General features: G+C 71.0%; 15 protein-coding genes. 5 read left to right on the forward strand and 10 right to left on the reverse strand.

The annotated features are described in order from the left end of the window. Window positions 1–18 precede the first annotated feature (18 nt). Entirely contained in the window at window positions 19–423 is a 405-nt protein-coding gene (locus CRP56_RS43475) for an SsgA family sporulation/cell division regulator (RefSeq protein WP_097275273.1), read from the reverse strand. Window positions 424–525: 102 nt separating this feature from the next. Next, complete coding sequence (locus tag CRP56_RS43480; protein ID WP_257042196.1) at window positions 526–1191, reverse strand: hypothetical protein; 666 nt, start codon at window positions 1189–1191, stop codon at window positions 526–528. A gap of 578 nt (window positions 1192–1769) precedes the next feature. Between CRP56_RS43480 and CRP56_RS46915 the strand changes: the two genes are divergently transcribed. Beyond that, window positions 1770–3056, forward strand: coding sequence for a helix-turn-helix transcriptional regulator (locus tag CRP56_RS46915; RefSeq protein ID WP_101924622.1), 1287 nt, complete (start codon window positions 1770–1772; stop codon window positions 3054–3056). A 224-nt stretch (window positions 3057–3280) separates the two neighbouring features. Then, window positions 3281–3940, forward strand: a complete 660-nt coding sequence (locus CRP56_RS43490) for a response regulator transcription factor (protein ID WP_097275275.1) — start codon at window positions 3281–3283, stop codon at window positions 3938–3940. A gap of 15 nt (window positions 3941–3955) precedes the next feature. On the opposite strand, the gene CRP56_RS43495 is transcribed toward CRP56_RS43490, so the two are convergent. After that, the gene (locus CRP56_RS43495) at window positions 3956–4321 is read right to left on the reverse strand and encodes an ANTAR domain-containing response regulator (RefSeq protein WP_097275277.1); all 366 of its coding nucleotides are present in this window, start codon (window positions 4319–4321) and stop codon (window positions 3956–3958) included. A gap of 246 nt (window positions 4322–4567) precedes the next feature. On the opposite strand from CRP56_RS43495, the gene CRP56_RS43500 reads away from it, so the two are divergent. Next, a complete protein-coding gene (locus CRP56_RS43500; RefSeq protein ID WP_097275279.1) occupies window positions 4568–7369 on the forward strand; it encodes an ATP-binding protein in 2802 nt (933 codons plus the stop codon). A 164-nt stretch (window positions 7370–7533) separates the two neighbouring features. Continuing rightward, the gene (locus CRP56_RS43505; protein ID WP_097275281.1) at window positions 7534–8007 is read left to right on the forward strand and encodes an SRPBCC family protein; all 474 of its coding nucleotides are present in this window, start codon (window positions 7534–7536) and stop codon (window positions 8005–8007) included. 60 nt (window positions 8008–8067) lie between these two features. On the opposite strand, the gene CRP56_RS43510 is transcribed toward CRP56_RS43505, so the two are convergent. Next, window positions 8068–9642: an MDR family MFS transporter gene (locus tag CRP56_RS43510; RefSeq protein WP_097275283.1), complete on the reverse strand. Its 1575-nt coding sequence runs from the start codon at window positions 9640–9642 to the stop codon at window positions 8068–8070. Window positions 9643–9841: 199 nt separating this feature from the next. Here CRP56_RS43510 and CRP56_RS43515 point away from each other — a divergent pair, with 199 nt between their 5' ends. Next, a complete protein-coding gene (locus tag CRP56_RS43515) occupies window positions 9842–10330 on the forward strand; it encodes a TetR/AcrR family transcriptional regulator (RefSeq protein ID WP_097275285.1) in 489 nt (162 codons plus the stop codon). A gap of 350 nt (window positions 10331–10680) precedes the next feature. Here the strand turns inward: CRP56_RS43515 and CRP56_RS43525 are convergent, their stop codons facing one another. The 6 genes from CRP56_RS43525 to CRP56_RS43550 form a co-directional block, all read right to left on the reverse strand. Beyond that, window positions 10681–11598, reverse strand: a complete 918-nt coding sequence (locus tag CRP56_RS43525; RefSeq protein WP_097275292.1) for a TIGR03619 family F420-dependent LLM class oxidoreductase — start codon at window positions 11596–11598, stop codon at window positions 10681–10683. A gap of 55 nt (window positions 11599–11653) precedes the next feature. Next, a complete protein-coding gene (locus CRP56_RS43530) occupies window positions 11654–12277 on the reverse strand; it encodes an HAD-IA family hydrolase (protein ID WP_097275294.1) in 624 nt (207 codons plus the stop codon). 178 nt (window positions 12278–12455) lie between these two features. After that, a complete protein-coding gene (locus CRP56_RS43535; protein ID WP_097275296.1) occupies window positions 12456–13292 on the reverse strand; it encodes a prephenate dehydratase in 837 nt (278 codons plus the stop codon). After that, complete coding sequence (locus tag CRP56_RS43540) at window positions 13267–14100, reverse strand: hypothetical protein (RefSeq protein WP_257042199.1); 834 nt, start codon at window positions 14098–14100, stop codon at window positions 13267–13269. The genes CRP56_RS43535 and CRP56_RS43540 overlap by 26 nt, the downstream gene beginning before the upstream one ends. A gap of 67 nt (window positions 14101–14167) precedes the next feature. Further along, window positions 14168–15139 carry an NAD(P)-dependent oxidoreductase gene (locus CRP56_RS43545; RefSeq protein WP_097275300.1) on the reverse strand — a complete coding sequence of 324 codons (972 nt, stop codon included), beginning with the start codon at window positions 15137–15139 and terminating at the stop codon, window positions 14168–14170. Between the two features lie 111 nt (window positions 15140–15250). Next, window positions 15251–15544: a WhiB family transcriptional regulator gene (locus tag CRP56_RS43550; RefSeq protein WP_097275302.1), complete on the reverse strand. Its 294-nt coding sequence runs from the start codon at window positions 15542–15544 to the stop codon at window positions 15251–15253. Window positions 15545–16006: the final 462 nt, after the last annotated feature.

Below are 16006 nucleotides of genomic sequence, written 5' to 3' on the forward strand. Positions count from 1 at the left end.
GGCCCGAGCGCGCCGCCGTCACTCCGCGAGCTGGACCAGCTCGTCCCAGTCCACGCCGTCCAACTCCGTTCCCCGGGGCACCATCTCGTAGGTCCTGGCCAGCCAGCTGGTGACCGGCTCGGCGGGAATCTCGAACACCGCCTTGTGACTGCTGCCCACGCGGACGCAGAAGGAGGACGGCTCACCGTCGAGATCGAGCACCGGCCAGAGCGTCACGTCGCCCTCGCCGACGCGGGCGGCCATGCCGTCGGCCAGCAGGTCGCGGGAGAGAATCCAGGTCACCGGGCGCACACCCTGGGTGTCGAGGACCAGGGTGACGGCGAGCGGGTCCTGGGTGTCGTAGGAGAACTCGCACTCCAGCGGCAGGTCGAGCTCCGAGAACACCCAGTGCGTGATCTCCAGTGCGAGATGGCACTTCTTCATGGTCGCCTCCTAGTAGGGCCTCAGCCGGTCATTCGGCGTGGAACGTGGGTTGTCGTGCTCCGGCGTCGTGCTGTCGCGGCGTACTCCCGCGTCGCGCCGGACTCAGGCGACGGCGCGCAGCGTCCGGGCATGCCGGCGGGCGGCGGCCAGCGCCTCGAAGGCCGCGGTGGCCACGAGGACGAAGCCACCGACATGGGCCAGCTGCTCCGGCGACGCGAAGGGGAAAGCGGTCATGAACAGACCGGCCGAGACGATCACGGCGTTGAGGACGTCGTCGTAGACGAAGACATGGCTCACCGAGGGCGAGGTGACGGAGATAGCCATGGTGAGTCCCCGCAGCAGCCAGCCGCAGCCGGTCCACAGCGCGAGCAGGAACACCGTGTCGGCCCAGCCGTAGAAGAGGACCACGCCCAGCGGCAACGCGGCGACGCCGCCCGCGGCCAGCAGCCACCGCACCGCCGCCGAGGCGGTCGTCGAGCGCTGCACGGCCAGCAGTTGGAGCACTCCCTGCACCGCGATGTGCACCCCGAACAGCGTCCCGGCCGCGGCCGGGGTGGGGACGGGCACGAGGACCAGCAGGCCACCGACGGCCGCCGAGACCAGCGAGCTGGCCAGCATCGTCGCCCGGGTGAGCGCGCCGTGCGGGCCGATGGTCACCCGTACGCCGGGGCGGCGGACGGGCTGACGCAGGGGCTGATACACGGACGGGTACGCGGACTGGCGCACCTCGTCGCGGATCTCGTCCCGAGGTGTTTCCAGTTGAGCCATGTGCGTTCCCCGTTCGTCTCCGCGTGTGTTTCGACATGCGCGGCGCGTTCTCGTCGTATCGGTGAACCCCGTCGATGCCTGGGTTCCTGTGGGGGTTTCCGGCTCAAGAGATGTCCAGCGGTGTCGGCTGCCCGGCACCTCGCGTCTGCCGCAGCGGGAACTCCCGATCCAAGCGCCAAGTCTCGGAGCGGGCCGCACCCCGGTCTGTCGTGCGCTCCCTCGCGCTTGCTCGGGGTTCCCCCACGTCGTTGTAGGGTCCACCCCACCTTGCGGCGCTCACAGGGCCGTTGACCTGCGGAGAAGTAGGCGCGGGCGGCCCCGGCACGGGCCTGCACACGCGCAGCCCTCGGGTTTTCCCCACACCATCCGTCAGGTGGGCCAGCCACCGCGGTGAGGTCTCCTCGACAGCCACGGGCAGCGGAGCGGGTCCATCCTGTCTCACGGACGGTGCAGCTCAGGTGTGCCGACCGAGGACACAACACGTGTGAGTGCCATGACGTGGCGCGCATACGGCCGCTGTTGGTGCTGGTCCGGCCGGCCATGCGGCCCACGGACCACTGGAGGCTGCCTTGATCAGGATGATCGACGTCCCCCCGACGGCGAACGGCGTCACCCGTCTCGTACCCGAGGCCACCCCGCGGGGACACGGCGCACAGCGGGAAGGGCTTCTTCGGCGGGTGCTGCGGCTGGTCCACGGCCATGAGGGCGGAGTGGTGTGGGTCGAAGGCCCCGCCGACGCCGGGAAGTCCTGCCTGCTGGCCTTCGCCGCCGAGAAGGCGGCCCTGGCCGGGGCGGTGCCGCTGACCGCGGGCGGGGTCGCCGGCGGCGACCTGCCGCCGCTGGCTCCGCTGCTGGACGCGCTGGCACGTCAGATGCCCGGGGTGGCCGAGCCCGGCCCCCCGCACGAGGTACTGCGGACGGTGGAGGACGCCCTGCGGGAACTCTCCCACGAACAGCCGGTCCTCGTCGTCCTCGACGACCTGCACCTCTGCGACCACCTGACGCTGCTCGCGGTGCGCACCCTCACCGCGCGGCTGGCCGAACTGCCCGTGCTGTGGGTGCTCGCCGCACGCTCCCACCTCGATGTGCCGGCCGTCGTTTCCCTTCGCCGCAACCTGCCGCCCGAGCGCACGGAGTCCCTGGAACTCACGGCCCTGGACCCGGATTCGGTACGGCTCCTCGTGGCGGATCTTCTGGGTTCGCGGGCCGGGGAGGCCGAACCGTACCTGCCGCTGCTGGGCGGACTGCCAGGAGCGATCCGGCACGCGTGTGCCCTCCTCAGGGCCACGGCGGGCGAGGCGCGCCAGGAGGTGCTGGCCGAGGCCGTCGCCGCGCGGCGGCTCGATCAACTGACGTCGCAGGCCCGGGAACTGGTGCTGACGGCCTCCGGGGTCGGTGACAGTCTCGGAGTGCGGCATCTGTCCCGGATGCTGGACCGCAGGGAGGCGGCGCTGCTGCGTCCGCTGCGCGAAGTGCTCGCGGCCGGGCTCATGCGGGCCCAGCTGGAATGTCTCGCCTTCGTGCACCCGTCGGTGCGGGAGGCCGTCGCCGCCACGCTGCCGGCGCCGCTCCGGCTGTCCGTGCGCCGTCGCTCGGTCGAGCTGCGGCTCGCGGACGGCTCGCCCGTCGCGGCGGCCACCGTGCCCGGCGCGACATGGCGCGGGCTGACCAGATCGGAGCTCGGCGTGGTGCGGCTGATCGCGCACGGCGCCACCAACCGCGAGGCCGCGGAACGGCTGTTCGTCTCCCCGCACACCGTGAACACCCATCTGCGGCACGCCTTCGAGAAACTGGGCGTCCGTTCCCGGGTCCAGCTGGCCCGCCTGTACGCCCGCGAGGTCGAGGCCACCAGCGCCTCCGCGTGATCCACCCGCCGCCTGATCGTCGTCGACCTCCAGAAGGGCATCGTCGACCTACCCCTCGCGTACCCCGACGGGCGCAACGACCTCGGCGCGGGCTTCCCCGCCCCGGCCCCGGAGTGGACCGAACCGGTTCCTGAGCTGGGCTCCGACGACAGGGACCACTTGATCACCAAGCCCGTTTTCCCTCGTCAACTCGGTGCGGAAGCACCGCAGGTTAGGATCCCGCCATGAGCCAACCACTGCGGGCGGTGCTCGGAGAAGACCAGCCGTTCATGCGTGAAGGCATCGCTGCCATCCTGCGCAAGTCGGGCATCGACGTGATCGAGGCCGTCGACAACGCGGTGGACCTCGTGCGGGCCGCCGGCGAACACCGCCCCGACGTGGTGATCACCGACATCAGGATGCCTCCGGGCCTGGAGGCGGACGGCCTGCGGGCCGCGCAGAAGATCCGCGCCGCCCGGCCGCAGACCGCCGTCATCGTCCTCTCCCAGTTCCTGGACGCCTCCTACGCGCTCGACCTGGTCGGCGACGATCCGAGCGGGGTCGGCTATCTGCTCAAGGAGAAGGTGGCCAGCCCCCAGATCCTCATCGACGCCGTCGAGCGGGTCCTGGCGCGGGACTCGGCCCTGGACCCCGATGTGATCGCGGCGCTGCTGGGCCGCAAGCGTCCGGAGGATCCGCTGGCCGCGCTGACGCCGAAGGAGCGCGAGGTCCTGGCGCTGATGGCGGAGGGCCACTCCAACACAGGCATCTCCGAGCAGCTCTTCGTCAGCGTCGCCGCCGTGGAGCGGCATGTGACCGGCATCTTCATGAAGCTGGGCCTCAGCCAGACGGCCACCGGCCAGCACCGGCGGGTCCTGGCGGTGCTGCGCTACCTCGGCCAGTGAGCCGCTGTCAGGGGGTCAGGGGGCGGTGGGGGTGAACAGGCTTTTGAGGTCGGCGTCGAAGAGTTTGTCCTTGGCGACGAAGGACTCGATGCCCGCGCGTTCCAGTTCCTCCGGCGACCAGAAGGACTTGTCGGTGGAGGTCAGCACGATCCGTGGCCGGTCTCTCTCCTCGCTGAGCCGGCGTGCGACGCTGAGGCCGTCGGTGTCGGGCAGGTGCAGGTCCAGCAGCAGCCCGTCCGGGCGGTGTTCCCGCACCGCGGCCAGGGCCGAGGCGCCGTCCCGGGACTCCGCCACGACATGCAGGCCCCGTGCCGCAAGCAGCGTCGTGGCGATGCGGCGGAACCCAGGGTCGTCGTCGACGACGACGATGTTGATGCGCATGCTCCCAGCATGCCGAACCGCCTCACGACCGGACCATAGGGGGAGCCCTACGCTTTGTGTATCACTCACGAAAAGAGACCACCGGCAGGCCGCTCCCCCACCCTGCCCGCCGGTCCGACCGGCAAGAGCATGATCTGGACGCCCTTTAGACTGCGGTGATTGCATGACCGCACGGAGCCAGGTGCAACGCAGCCAGGTCGGCGGACAGCACCGGGCCTCCAGACGTCCGCCGTTGGAGGCAGCTCGATGAATGACCTGGGCTCGACCGCCTGTCCGGCCTCCACACGGCTGGTCGGACGCGACCGGGACCTCGCCTTCATCCAGTCCTTCTTCAGCAACTCCGAGGTCCAGGGTGCGGCCCTGCTGGTGTCGGGCGAGGCGGGGGTGGGCAAGACCGCGGTGCTCGACGCGGTCGCGACCGGTGCCCTGCACAACGGCGTCCGGGTGTTGCGCGCGGCCGGTGTGCAGTTCGAGGGCGACATCAGCTACGCCGGTCTCAACCAGCTTCTTCTCCCCCTCCTCGATGAATTCGACGTCCTCGATCCCGCCCACCAGGACGCGCTGCGGGTCGCGATCGGCATCGGGGGCGGGCCGGCTCCCGACCGGCTGCTGACCTCCACGGCGGTGTTGCTGCTGCTACGACTGACCGCCGCCCGTACGCCACTGCTGCTCGTGATCGACGACCTGCCGTGGCTGGACCGGGCGACCAACGCGGTGCTCGGGTTCGTGGCCCGACGGCTGGTCGGCAGCCGGATCGGTTTCCTCGCCGCCTCCCGTGACGGCTCCGACAGCTTCTTCGAGTCCAGCGGCCTGGCCGAGCACCGGCTGCAGCCGCTGGACGACGTCTCGTCGACCGAGCTCCTCGCGCTCGCGCACCCCGACGTCTCCCCCGCCGTACGGCGCCGGATCGCGGCCGAGGCGCGCGGCAACCCGCTGGCGCTGGTGGAGCTACCGACCGCGCTCTCCGCCGAGCAGCGTGCCACGCTCGCGGCGGTGCCGGCCGTACTGCCGCTGAGTGAGCGGTTGCAGGCCCTGTTCGCCTCGCGGGTGGCGGAACTGCCCGCCCGCAGCCGGGAGCTGCTGTTGCTCGCGGCCCTCGACGGAACCGGGGACCTCACCGCCATCGAGGCCGCCGCAGCCGGCCGGGCCGATGTCGACGACCTCGTTCCGGCCGAACGGAACCGGCTGGTGACGATCTCCGCCGACAACCGCCGCCTCTCCTTCCGGCATCCGCTCATCGGCTCCGCGGTGGTGGAGCTGGCGAGCGCCACGGATCGCAGAAGGGCGCACCAGACGCTCGCGGACGTGCTCGGAGACCAGCCGGAGCGCCGCGCCTGGCATCTGGGAGAGGCGGCGACGGGCCCGGACGAGAAGGTCGCGGCCCTGCTGGAAGAGGCCGCGCGCCATCGGCTGCGCCGCGGGGACGCGCTCGGCGCCGTCGCGGCGCTGACCCGGGCCGCGGGGCTGAGCCCCGCCGCGTCCGACGAGAGCCGCCGGCTCGCCGTGGCGGCCTACGTCGGCGTGGACTCCGGCGGTGAACTCGAGGACGCCACACGGCTGCTCGCCGAGTCCCGGCTCGTCCACCCCGCCGGACACCAGTCGCTGCACGCGGCCACCGCGTCCGCCTTCCTGCTGATCAACCGGGACGGCGACATCGACACCGCCTACCGGCTGCTGATCGGCGCGATCGAGTCGGCCGAACCCGAGCACGGCTACGACGCCGAGGACGAGGGGCTCATCGAGGCGCTGCACCTGCTGGTGCTGCTGTGCTGGTACGGCGGTGACCCCAAGCTGTGGGAACCGATGCTCGCGTTCATGAACCGGCTCACCCCCGAACCCCCCGAACTGCTCTGGGTGCTCACCCAGACCTTCGCCGACCCGGCGCGCACGGGTGCGGCGGCGCTGCCCCGGCTGAGAGAGCTGATCGCCACGGTCGGCGACGACCCCACCCGGGTGATCCGCGTCGGCACCGCCTCGGTCTTCCCCGACCGGCTCGGCGACTTCCGATGGGCCACACTCCAGCTGGCGGAGCAGGGCCGCGCCGGGACCGCGCCGGTGCGGCGGCACCTGGGGGCCCTGATGCATCTGGGCCTGGACTACTTCCATCTGGGCCGCTGGGAGGACGCCGCCCAGCTGGCCGCCGAGGGGCTCACGCTGTGCGAGAACCATGACTACCGGTTCTTCGCGTGGTACTTCCAGTACATCCAGGCGGCCGTGACCGCGGTGCAGGGCGACGCGGAGACCAGCGCCGCGCTGACCGAGGAGATCGTCCGGTGGGCGATGCCGCGCGGAACGTACGGCGCACGGTTCTTCGCCTGCCACGCCCGGGCGTTGGCGGCCCTCGGCAGCGGCGACTTCGAGACCGCCTACCAGCACGCCTGCACGCTCAGCCCGCCCGGGACCGTGGCCCCGTATCTGCCGATCGCCATGTGGGGCGCGATGGACCTGGTCGAGGCGGCCCTGCGTACCGGCCGGGAGAAGGAGGCCGCGGCCCACGCGGCCGCGATGCGGAAATCGTCGATGGCCGCGTTGTCGCCCCGGCTGGAGATGCTGGTGCTGGCCTGCGAGGCGCTGACCACGCCCGGCCGGCCCGGCCTGGCGCTCTTCGAGCAGGCACTGTCCCTGCCCGATCCGGAGCGCTGGCCCTTCGACGTGGCGCGGGTGCGTCTCTTCTACGGCGAACGGCTGCGGCGGCTGCGGGCCACGGCGCTGTCACGGGATCAGTTGGTCCCTGCGCTGGAGACCTTCCAGCGGCTCGGCTCCAAGCCATGGGTGGCGCGTGCCGCGGCGGAGCTGCGCGCCAGTGGCCAGTCCGCGCCGGCCGCCGTCCGGCCGGGCCCGGTGGCACTGACCGCGCAGGAGTTGCAGATCGCCAGGCTCGCGGCGACCGGGCTGACCAACAAGCAGATCGCCGAGCGGCTGATGCTGTCCCACCGGACCATCGGCACACACCTGTACCAGATCTATCCCAAGCTGGGCATCACCTCGCGGGCAGCGCTGCGCGATGCGCTGTCGGAGCTCGACGCGAGGGCGGACGACGGCCGGTGACGCACCGGATCCGGGTGCCTTGGGGCTGCTGAGTTTCCCCCAAGTCATATGACCTATGCGGGGTGCCGATCCGCCGCGGAGAGTGATGTGGAGGAGGTCCTTCCTGTCCGTCCTCGACCGGTGGCCGCCTCTGGAGCCACCCCGCACCACGAGAGGGGACCCGGATGCCCGGCGCCTCGGAGAGCCACCCGGACATCCACTGGCCATCGGGCTTCTCCCCCGACCAGGCCCAGAGCTTCTGCACGGCGCGGGCCGTCGTGAACGCCCCGCCCGCCAGGGCCTTCGAGCTGCTCAGCGATGTGGCCCGGTGGCCGGAGTGGGTTCCGGGCGTCACCGAGGTGCGGGTCGGGCCGCTTGTCAGGAACTTCGAGGTGTGGCTCCACGGGCATCGGTTCGAGATCTTCGTGGGTGAGCATGTGCCGCCGTACCGGCTCGGCTGGTCGGGGGTCGGCGCCGGTGTGCAGCTGTACCAGGCCTGGCTGATCACCGCGGTCGAGTCCGGCACCCATGTGGTGACCGAGAGTGTGCTCCGGGGTCCGGCCGCCAAGTCGCTTCAGGTGTCGTCCCCGTCGTGGGCGCAGCGTCTGAGCTCCCGGTGGCTGGTTCAGCTCAAGCGGCTCGCCGAGAGCGCCCCGTAGCACGCCGCCGGCCGGCACCCGTGAGGGTGTCGGCCGGACGAGGGCGGTACGTGCGGTGGGTCAGGCGGCGGTGACGGTGTCCTTGGCGTCGGCGGCCTTGGCGTCGGCGACTGCGGTGCCGACGGCTGCGGTGTCCGGAGTGGTCGGGTCCGCCTCGCCGCTCTTGCAGGCCGGCTTGAGGAAGAGCGCGAGCAGGATGCCGACGACGAGGGCCGGGGCGATCCAGAGGTAGCCGGTGGCGATGGCGTGGGCGAAGGCGTCCAGGGCGGTGTCGCGCAGGGCGGCGGGCAGCCGGCCGATCGTGTCGGGGCGGGCGGCGTCGAATCCGCCTGCGGTGGGCAGGGCGTGGGTGCGGTCGGCGAAGCCGGTGTTGAGCAGGGTGCCGAAGACGGCGACTCCGAAGGCCGCGCCGATGGAGCGGGAGAAGGTCACCACGGCGCTGGCGGCGCCGAGATCGGTGGCGGGCACGCTGTTCTGGACGGAGGTCAGGACGACCATGGGGACCATGCCGATGCCGACGCCGGTGATCAGGAAGTAGACGCTGAGCACGAGGGTGTTGGTGGCCGCGCCGATGGTGCCCAGCAGGAGCAGTCCGGCGAGGTTGGCGAGCAGCCCGCCCAGCAGGATCTTGCGCAGCAGGTGGACGTGTGCGGCCCAGCGTCCGGCCAGGGACTGGCTGACGACCAGACCGGCGACGAGCGGCAGCATGTAGATGCCGGACAGCGTGGCCGAGACGCCGTGGACGATCTGGAGGTAGGTCGGCAGGTAGACCAGTACGGAGAACATCGCGGCGTTGGCGAAGAAGGCGATCAGCGAGGAGAACACCACGGTCCGCGAGCCGAGCATGGCCGGCGGCATGACCGGGGCGGCGGCACGGCGCTCGACGGGCAGCAGCAGCGCGGCCAGCGCGACGGTGACGACGATCAGGCCGACGATGGCCGGTGAGCCCCAGCCCCAGCGCTCCCCGAAGGAGGTGACGAGGACCAGGCCGGTGGCGATGGCGGCCAGGAGGGTGGCCCCGAGGTAGTCGATGCGGGCCTTCACGCCTCGGGTGGCGGCCGGCAGAGCGCGGGCGGCGATGGTCAGGGCGACGATGCCGATGGGCAGGTTGATCAGGAAGGCCCACCTCCAGGAGAGCTGGTCGGTGAAGACGCCGCCCAACAGGGGGCCGACGATGCTGGCGACGCCGTAGACGGAGCCGAACATGCCCTGATAGCGGCCGCGTTCGCTCGGGGCGACGATGTCGCCGACGAGGGCGAAGGTCAGCACGATCATGCCGCCGCCTCCGATGCCTTGCAGGACGCGGGCGCCGATCAGCTCGGGCAGGTTCTGGGCGAGGCCGCAGGCGACCGAGGCGACCAGGAAGATCGAGGTCGACGTCAGGTACAGCCGCTTGCGGCCGAACATGTCCCCGAGCTTGCCCCACAACGGGGTGACCGCGGTGGAGGCGAGCAGGTATGCGGCGCTGACCCATGCGATGTCGTCGAACCCGTTGAGGTCCTCCGCTATCCGGGGCAGCGCGGTGGAGACGATCGTCTGGTCCAGGGCGGCGAGCAGGACGGCCAGGATCAGCACGCTCATCGCGGCGGCGACCCCGCCTGTCCTGGGTGATGCGGATACGGATGCCTTCGACATGGAAGATACCTCCCCAGAAGTAGGACAAGAGAATGACTGAAGCTTTTGTATCTGTCACTTTAATGTAGCACTTAATGGGTAGGGTTCTACTCCCGAGAGGCGTTAGATGTCTCAGGCATCACATCGCGGCACTAGACTCGGGCCGGTGAGAGCCGACGCAGCACGCAATCTGGAAGCCGTCCTGACCACCGGGGCACGTATGCTCGCCGCCGACCCCGGCGCCAGCATCGCGAGCATCGCCGCCGAGGCAGGTGTCGACCGGCGCACCGTCTACCGCCGCTTCGCCAACCGCGAGGACCTTCTCGCGGCCATCTACGAAGCCCGGCTCACGGCCATCGAGGACGCCATCGAGGACGCGCGGCTGCGCGAGGCCCCCGTCGCCGTCGCCCTGCACCGCTACGTCGAGAACATCATCGCCGTCAACCGGACCTGGCCCGTCGACCTCGGCCGCATGCTCGCCGAGGACAGCGTCCACACGCGCCGCGACGCCGCCATGCAGGAGGTCGACACGTTCCTCGCGCGCGCCACTGACGAAGGACTTCTGCGACGCGGTCTCCCTGACGGCTGGGCGAGCGCTCTGCTGCCCCAGCTCATGCACCTCGTGACCCGGCAGCTGCCCGAACTGAGCCCCGGCCAGGCAGCGGACATCGTCGTCGACACCCTGCTGAACGGCCTCGGCCCGTCCTGACAACACCGACGGCCCTCGGGAACACCTGGGTCAAGGTGTTCCCGAGGGCCGTCATCCACGCGGCGGCGATACGGGGGGTGTGTCCCGCCGCCGCTCATCTCATTCCGCGAGCTGCCGGGCCGGGTCCGCGCCGGAGGCCTGCTGCTGTTTGTCCTCGTCCTGCGGTCTCCGGGAAGCAGCCGCGGCCGGCACGGGCACGGTTCCGGGCAGGCGGACACGGCGGAGTCGGGACGGCTGGCTCTCGGAGTCAGGGCGCTTCAAGGCGGTTCTCCCATCGATGTGCGTGCTCTCGGAACCAGAAATGGAGCGCACACATTCCGGACGAACCCGAGTTTCCGCGCCGTGCCCCCTCAGCCTCGGCGGACCCCTTCGAGGAAACGGCCGGCCAGATCGACGCGTTCGGTGAGCGTGGCGGGTATCTGCCCGAAGTCCACGAAGAGTTCGTGCACGCCCGCCTCGGCGGCGGCCCGCGCGTAGTCGATGTACTGGGCGAGGGTACCCGCCTGCGGCATCCGGTCCGGGTCGGTCTTCGTGTCGGTCAGCTCGGGATTGACGCGCAGCGCCATGCGCAGGGCCGCGGGGTCGCGGTCGGCCTCTACGGCCTCCTTCTGGATGACGTCCCACATGCCCAGCAAGTGGGGCAGCGGCATCGCCACGGGAAGCCAACCGGCGCACCGCCGTCCGACGCGCCTCAATCCGCCGGGGCTGAACGCCGCGAGCAGTACGGGCGGTCCGGGCCGCTGGCTCGGCTTGAGACCCACCACGGTCTCCGGGATGGTGAACTGCGTCCCCTCGTGCGCGAAGACGTCGTTGGCCCAGTACTTCTCCAGGACGTCCAAGGTCTCGTCGAGCCGCGCTCCGCGCCCCTTCCAGGGCACGGAGACGGCGGTGTACTCGTCGGGCATCCAGCCCAGGCCCAGTCCGACGATCAGACGGCCCTTGCTGAGGACGTCGAGGGTGGTCAACGATCGGGCCAGCATGAGCGGTGGCAGCCACAGACCGTTCAGCGTGCTCGTGCCCAGGTGGACCCGGGTCGTGTGGGACGCGGCGAACGTCAGGGCGACCAACGGATCCATGTGGTTCTCGTAGGCGCGCGGCATCTCACCGGTCGAGCTCGGGTACGGCGCGCTCGGCACGCGGGGAGCGAGCACGCGGTCGCCGGTCCACAGCGAGTCGTATCCCATGTCCTCGGCGGTGCGGCAGATCCGCAGGATGCCTTCCGGACGGGCGTCGGGACCGAAGGTCGGTAGGGCCAGGCCCAGTTTCACAAGTGTCTCCTCAAGGGGTGGTCCGGTTCGGGGCCGTGTCCGCCCGCGGGCTCGGTCACATCAGCGGGACGCCGAGCAGGGCTTCAAGCGCGGCCACCGTCTGCGCGGGATCCACGGCATGGACGATGGCGAAGCCCAGTTCGGCGGCCGGCGGCAGGTGCTGCTCGGTGTCGTCGACGAACACGCACTCTTCGGCCGCCAGATCGAGTTCCTTCAGCATGAGCCGGAAGATCTCCGGTTCGGGCTTGCGCACGCCGTGGGCCTCGGACAGCACCAGGGCGTCGTACCGAGTCTCTACGTCGTAGCCGTCGTACAGGTTCCACGGGGTCGGGCCCACGGAGTTGGAGAGGATGCCGACCTTGATGCCCGCCCGGCGGGCGGCTGCGGCTGCGGTGATCATCATGGGCTCGGGGCGCAGGTCCGCGAAGATGCGGCCCATCAAATTGTCCGGCGGAATGCCGAGGCGTTCGGCGGCTGCCTCGTTCCAGCGGGTCTGCGTGAGTGTGCCGCGCTCCAGTTCCTCGGTCAGCCGGATTGCCTCGGCGTCCAGGTAGAGGGCGGTGAGCAGGGTTCCCTCGGCCAGGCCCTCGCGGCGTTCGAAGGCGAGCGCGGCGGGCAGCAGGGGGGTTGTCAGCACACCACCGAAGTCGAGGACGAGGCCCTTGCGGTGCTGGGTCATACTCACACCTTAAAAGGTGGCCACAGGCCGCGCCCGCCAGGTGATGTCTCTCGGCAGGTGTCGATGGCCACACACATGTGTCCGCCGTGATGTGAACCTTCGGGGCGGTCGGCTACGTCCTGCTGATGACGGGTTCCCCGGCGCCCACGGCGACGGCGACGGGGAACCCGTCCCGTCGTCAGCTCCCGGCGCGGTGCGGGTGCGCGGGGTAGACGCCCAGGATGCGCACTTCGGAGGAGAAGAAGCGCAGTTCGTGCAGGGCCAGGGCGACCCGCTCGTCATCGGGGTGGCCCTCGATCTCGACGTAGAAGCGGCTGGGGTTGAGGCCCGCGCCCATCTGATAGCTCTCGATTTTGGTGAGGTTCACACCGCTGCTGGCGAACCCGCCGAGCGCCTTGTAGAGCGCGCTGGGGATGTTGCGCACACAGAAGAACAGGCTCGTCATCGTCGGTTCCCCGGTGTGCGGGGCGAAGGCCGCGTCCCGGGACAGGACCACGAAGCGGGTGGTGTTGTCCGGGTCGTCCTCGACCTCGGCGCGCAGCACGTTCAGGCCGTAGAGGTCCGCTGCGGCGGGCGGGGCCAGCGCAGCGTGCCGCGGGTCGCCGAGCTCGGCCACCTCGCGGGCCGCTCCCGCGGTGTCGTCGCTGACCAGGGTGCGCCAGCCGCCCTCCCGCAGGATCTTGCGGCACTGTCCAAGGGCATGCACATGGCTGCGTACGCACTCCACCTGGTCCAGGGTCGCGCCGGGCACGCCCATCAGGTCGAAGCGGATGGCGAGGAAGTGCTCGGCGACGATGAACAGCCCCGACTCGGGCAGCAGATGGTGCACGTCGGCGACGCGTCCGGCCGCGGAGTTGTCGACCGGGATGACGGCGATGTCGGCGGCGCCGAGCGTAACGGCGTCCAGGGCCTGCTCGAAGCTGGTGCAGGGCAGTTCGCGGGCCTCGGGAAAGAGGGCGCGCGCGGCGGTCGCCGAGTTGGAGCCGGGTTCACCCTGATATGCGGCGGTCGTCACCGTGTCCAGCCTTCCTCAAGGAGGTCCTGTCGCGGGGCGGCAGGACCTCCGTCGCGTAGCGCGCCTGCTGAAGTATCGGGGAACCCGCTTCAATCAGGCTCACCAGGGGGTGGCAGGCGCCGCTCCAGTCTGCCGTCAGCGCGTGTTCGTATGCCACGGCGACCGCATGTTGGACAACTTGACCGGCTCGTGGGACGTGAGCGGCGAGCCGCCGCTCGGTGGCCGCGGGCAGGCCCTGCCGGGCGGACGGGACGTCGTGCAGAGCGGCGGCCAGGCTGAGCCGCTCGTCGTACAAGACAGCGGCGACCTCGGCAGCCACCGCGGCATAGGGGGTACTGGCCGCCCCGCCCGCATGCAGGGCGGCCAGTACGTCGGTGACACGGCGGGCCGTGCCCAGGGCCAGGGCGGCCACCGCCGTCCAGAGGAACGCCGCGTCGCCGTCCCGCAGCGGAGCGCCCGCCGTGTGCGTGGCGAAGCCGGCGGGGACGTACAGGTCGTCGAGGCGGACCACGGTGCCGGTCCCGCTCGTCCTGGGCAGCACCTTCGACGCGACGACGAAAAGGTCCGGTTCGCCGGCCCCCGCCACGGGGACCGGCAGGGTCGACCAGGGTCCGGCCTCCTCGCGCGGGGGAAGGCTCCACAGCCCGGACAGCGTGAAGCCGCCAGGCGCCGGCCGTGCGGTCGCCCCGGGGAAGTCGGGGTGGCACATGGCGGCCGGCAGGGGTGCGGCCCAGTTCCAGGCGGTCGTCAGGGCCTGCCAGGTTCCGGCCGGGTCAGCGTGACCCGCCGTCTCAAAGGCGGCGAACACCTGCGCGAGCCGGGTGTCAGGTCCGAGCAGTCGTGGGTGCTTGTCGCCGTACGTGGGGGTCGTGGGCCTAGGCAGCTTGCTCGCCTCCTTGGGCCAGGGGCGCCGTGAAGACGATGTTGTGCAGGTCCTCGCCCCGGGCGTAGCGGTGCAGCTGCCGACGGAGGAAGTCCGTGGTCAGCGTGGGGAAGGCGTCGGTGAACGCCGCCACGTGCGGGGTGATGAGGGCGCCTGGCAGACTCCACAGCGGGTGTCCAGCGGGCAGGGGCTCGGGGTCGGTGACGTCGAGTGCGACGCGCAAGCGTCCTGCCCTCACCTCGCGGACCACCGCGCCGGTGTCGACGAGTTCACCGCGGGCGACATTGACCAGCAGCGTCCCGTCCTTCAGCAGGGACAGGGCGTCCGTGCCGAACATGCCGCGCGTGCCGTCGGTGAGCGGCGCGCACAGCACCACGGCGTCCACCGTGGGCAGCAGCGCGGGGAGTTCAGCCGCACCGTGCACGCGGCCGACCGGGGTGGTGCGCGCGGTGCGGGCCACGAGGACGACCTCGCACCGGAACACGCCGAGCCGGGCGGCCACCGCGGCGCCGACCGCGCCGTAGCCGACGACGAGGACACGCTTGCCGACCAAGGTGGTGCACACCTCGGGCACCCACTCCCCCTGCCCCTGGCGGGCAACGAACCGGTCCAGGCCCCGGCACAGTGACAGCAGCAGGGTGACCGCCAGTTCGGCGGTGGTCTCGCGGTGCACACCACGCCCGGTGGCCAGCTGGGTACCGGCGGGCAGCTCGGCCAGCAACGGCACCATGTGGTCGTAGCCGGAGCTGAGGAGCTGAAGCACCTCGAGGTTGCGCAGGTACGGCAGGACCGGGCGCAGGACGCGTTCGGCCCCGGGCGCCGGTATACCGACGAGGAAGCGGACGCCGGCAGGATCGCCCGGCAGCGGGTCGGTGCCGTCCCAGTAGGCGTAGGAGAGCCCGTCAGGCAGCCCTGGGACCTGGTCTCGCTGGTAGGGGAGCCAGACGGTCGCGCCGTCCTTCATCGTGCATCAGCTTCTTCCAGGTCTGGTGTCACACACCTTTTGGACGTGTGAATCAGCGCCACGGTTCAGGTGAGCCGCACCACTCGCATGTGTGAACCGGCTCGGCAGGCACTACCGGCACTCGGTCGGCCCGAGAGAGCCGATCAGCGTGGCGTCCCCCTGGGCGGCACGGAGGATCTCCGCCCACGAGCTCACGGTCGGCTGCCGGCGCAGCAGCGCACGGCGCTCCCGCTCGGTCATCGCACCCCAAGCACCGTACTCCTCGCGGTGATCGAGGGCGTGGGCGAGGCAGTCGAGCTGCACCGGACAGTTCCGGCAGAGGGCCTTGGCCCTGTTCTGGGCGGTGCCCTCGACGAACATCCGGTCCGGCTGCGTCCGACACAACGCCTGGTCGGCCCAGTCCATGTCATCACGCTCCCCAGCGGGCACCCCTCGGGCACGCCTTTGCGGCCGTACATGTACAGATAGATACGTGTGAGCCTAACCCACATGTGTCCGGGGCATCGCGTAGAAGGGGCTTCATCGGCATAAGAGCGACGAACGAGCCCCTGCTCGGTGGCGCTGGTGTGCACCACCGGACCGCAGCCATCGCGCGGCACCCGTCGCCGAGCCTTCCTCGACCTCTGCCTGTAGGTCATGGGGCCAGCCCTACAGACAGCATCTCCGGGTATGGGGGCAGCCGTACAACACGAACCATTTCGGCCATACCGGCTGACGGATGCCACGGTGCGCTCTAGTCTGCTGCGTGAAGGTGTGGACGGCGGGCGACCGGACGTATCACAAGCACAGCGGATCGCCGTCGGGGGACCACACCGAGGGGTCCCAGGGCGCCCACCGGCCGCGCTGACCCCTGCACGGTCGTCCGTA

The sequence above is a fragment of the Streptomyces sp. TLI_55 genome (assembly GCF_900206255.1).
In the GTDB taxonomy this organism is placed as follows: domain Bacteria; phylum Actinomycetota; class Actinomycetes; order Streptomycetales; family Streptomycetaceae; genus Streptomyces; species Streptomyces aquilus.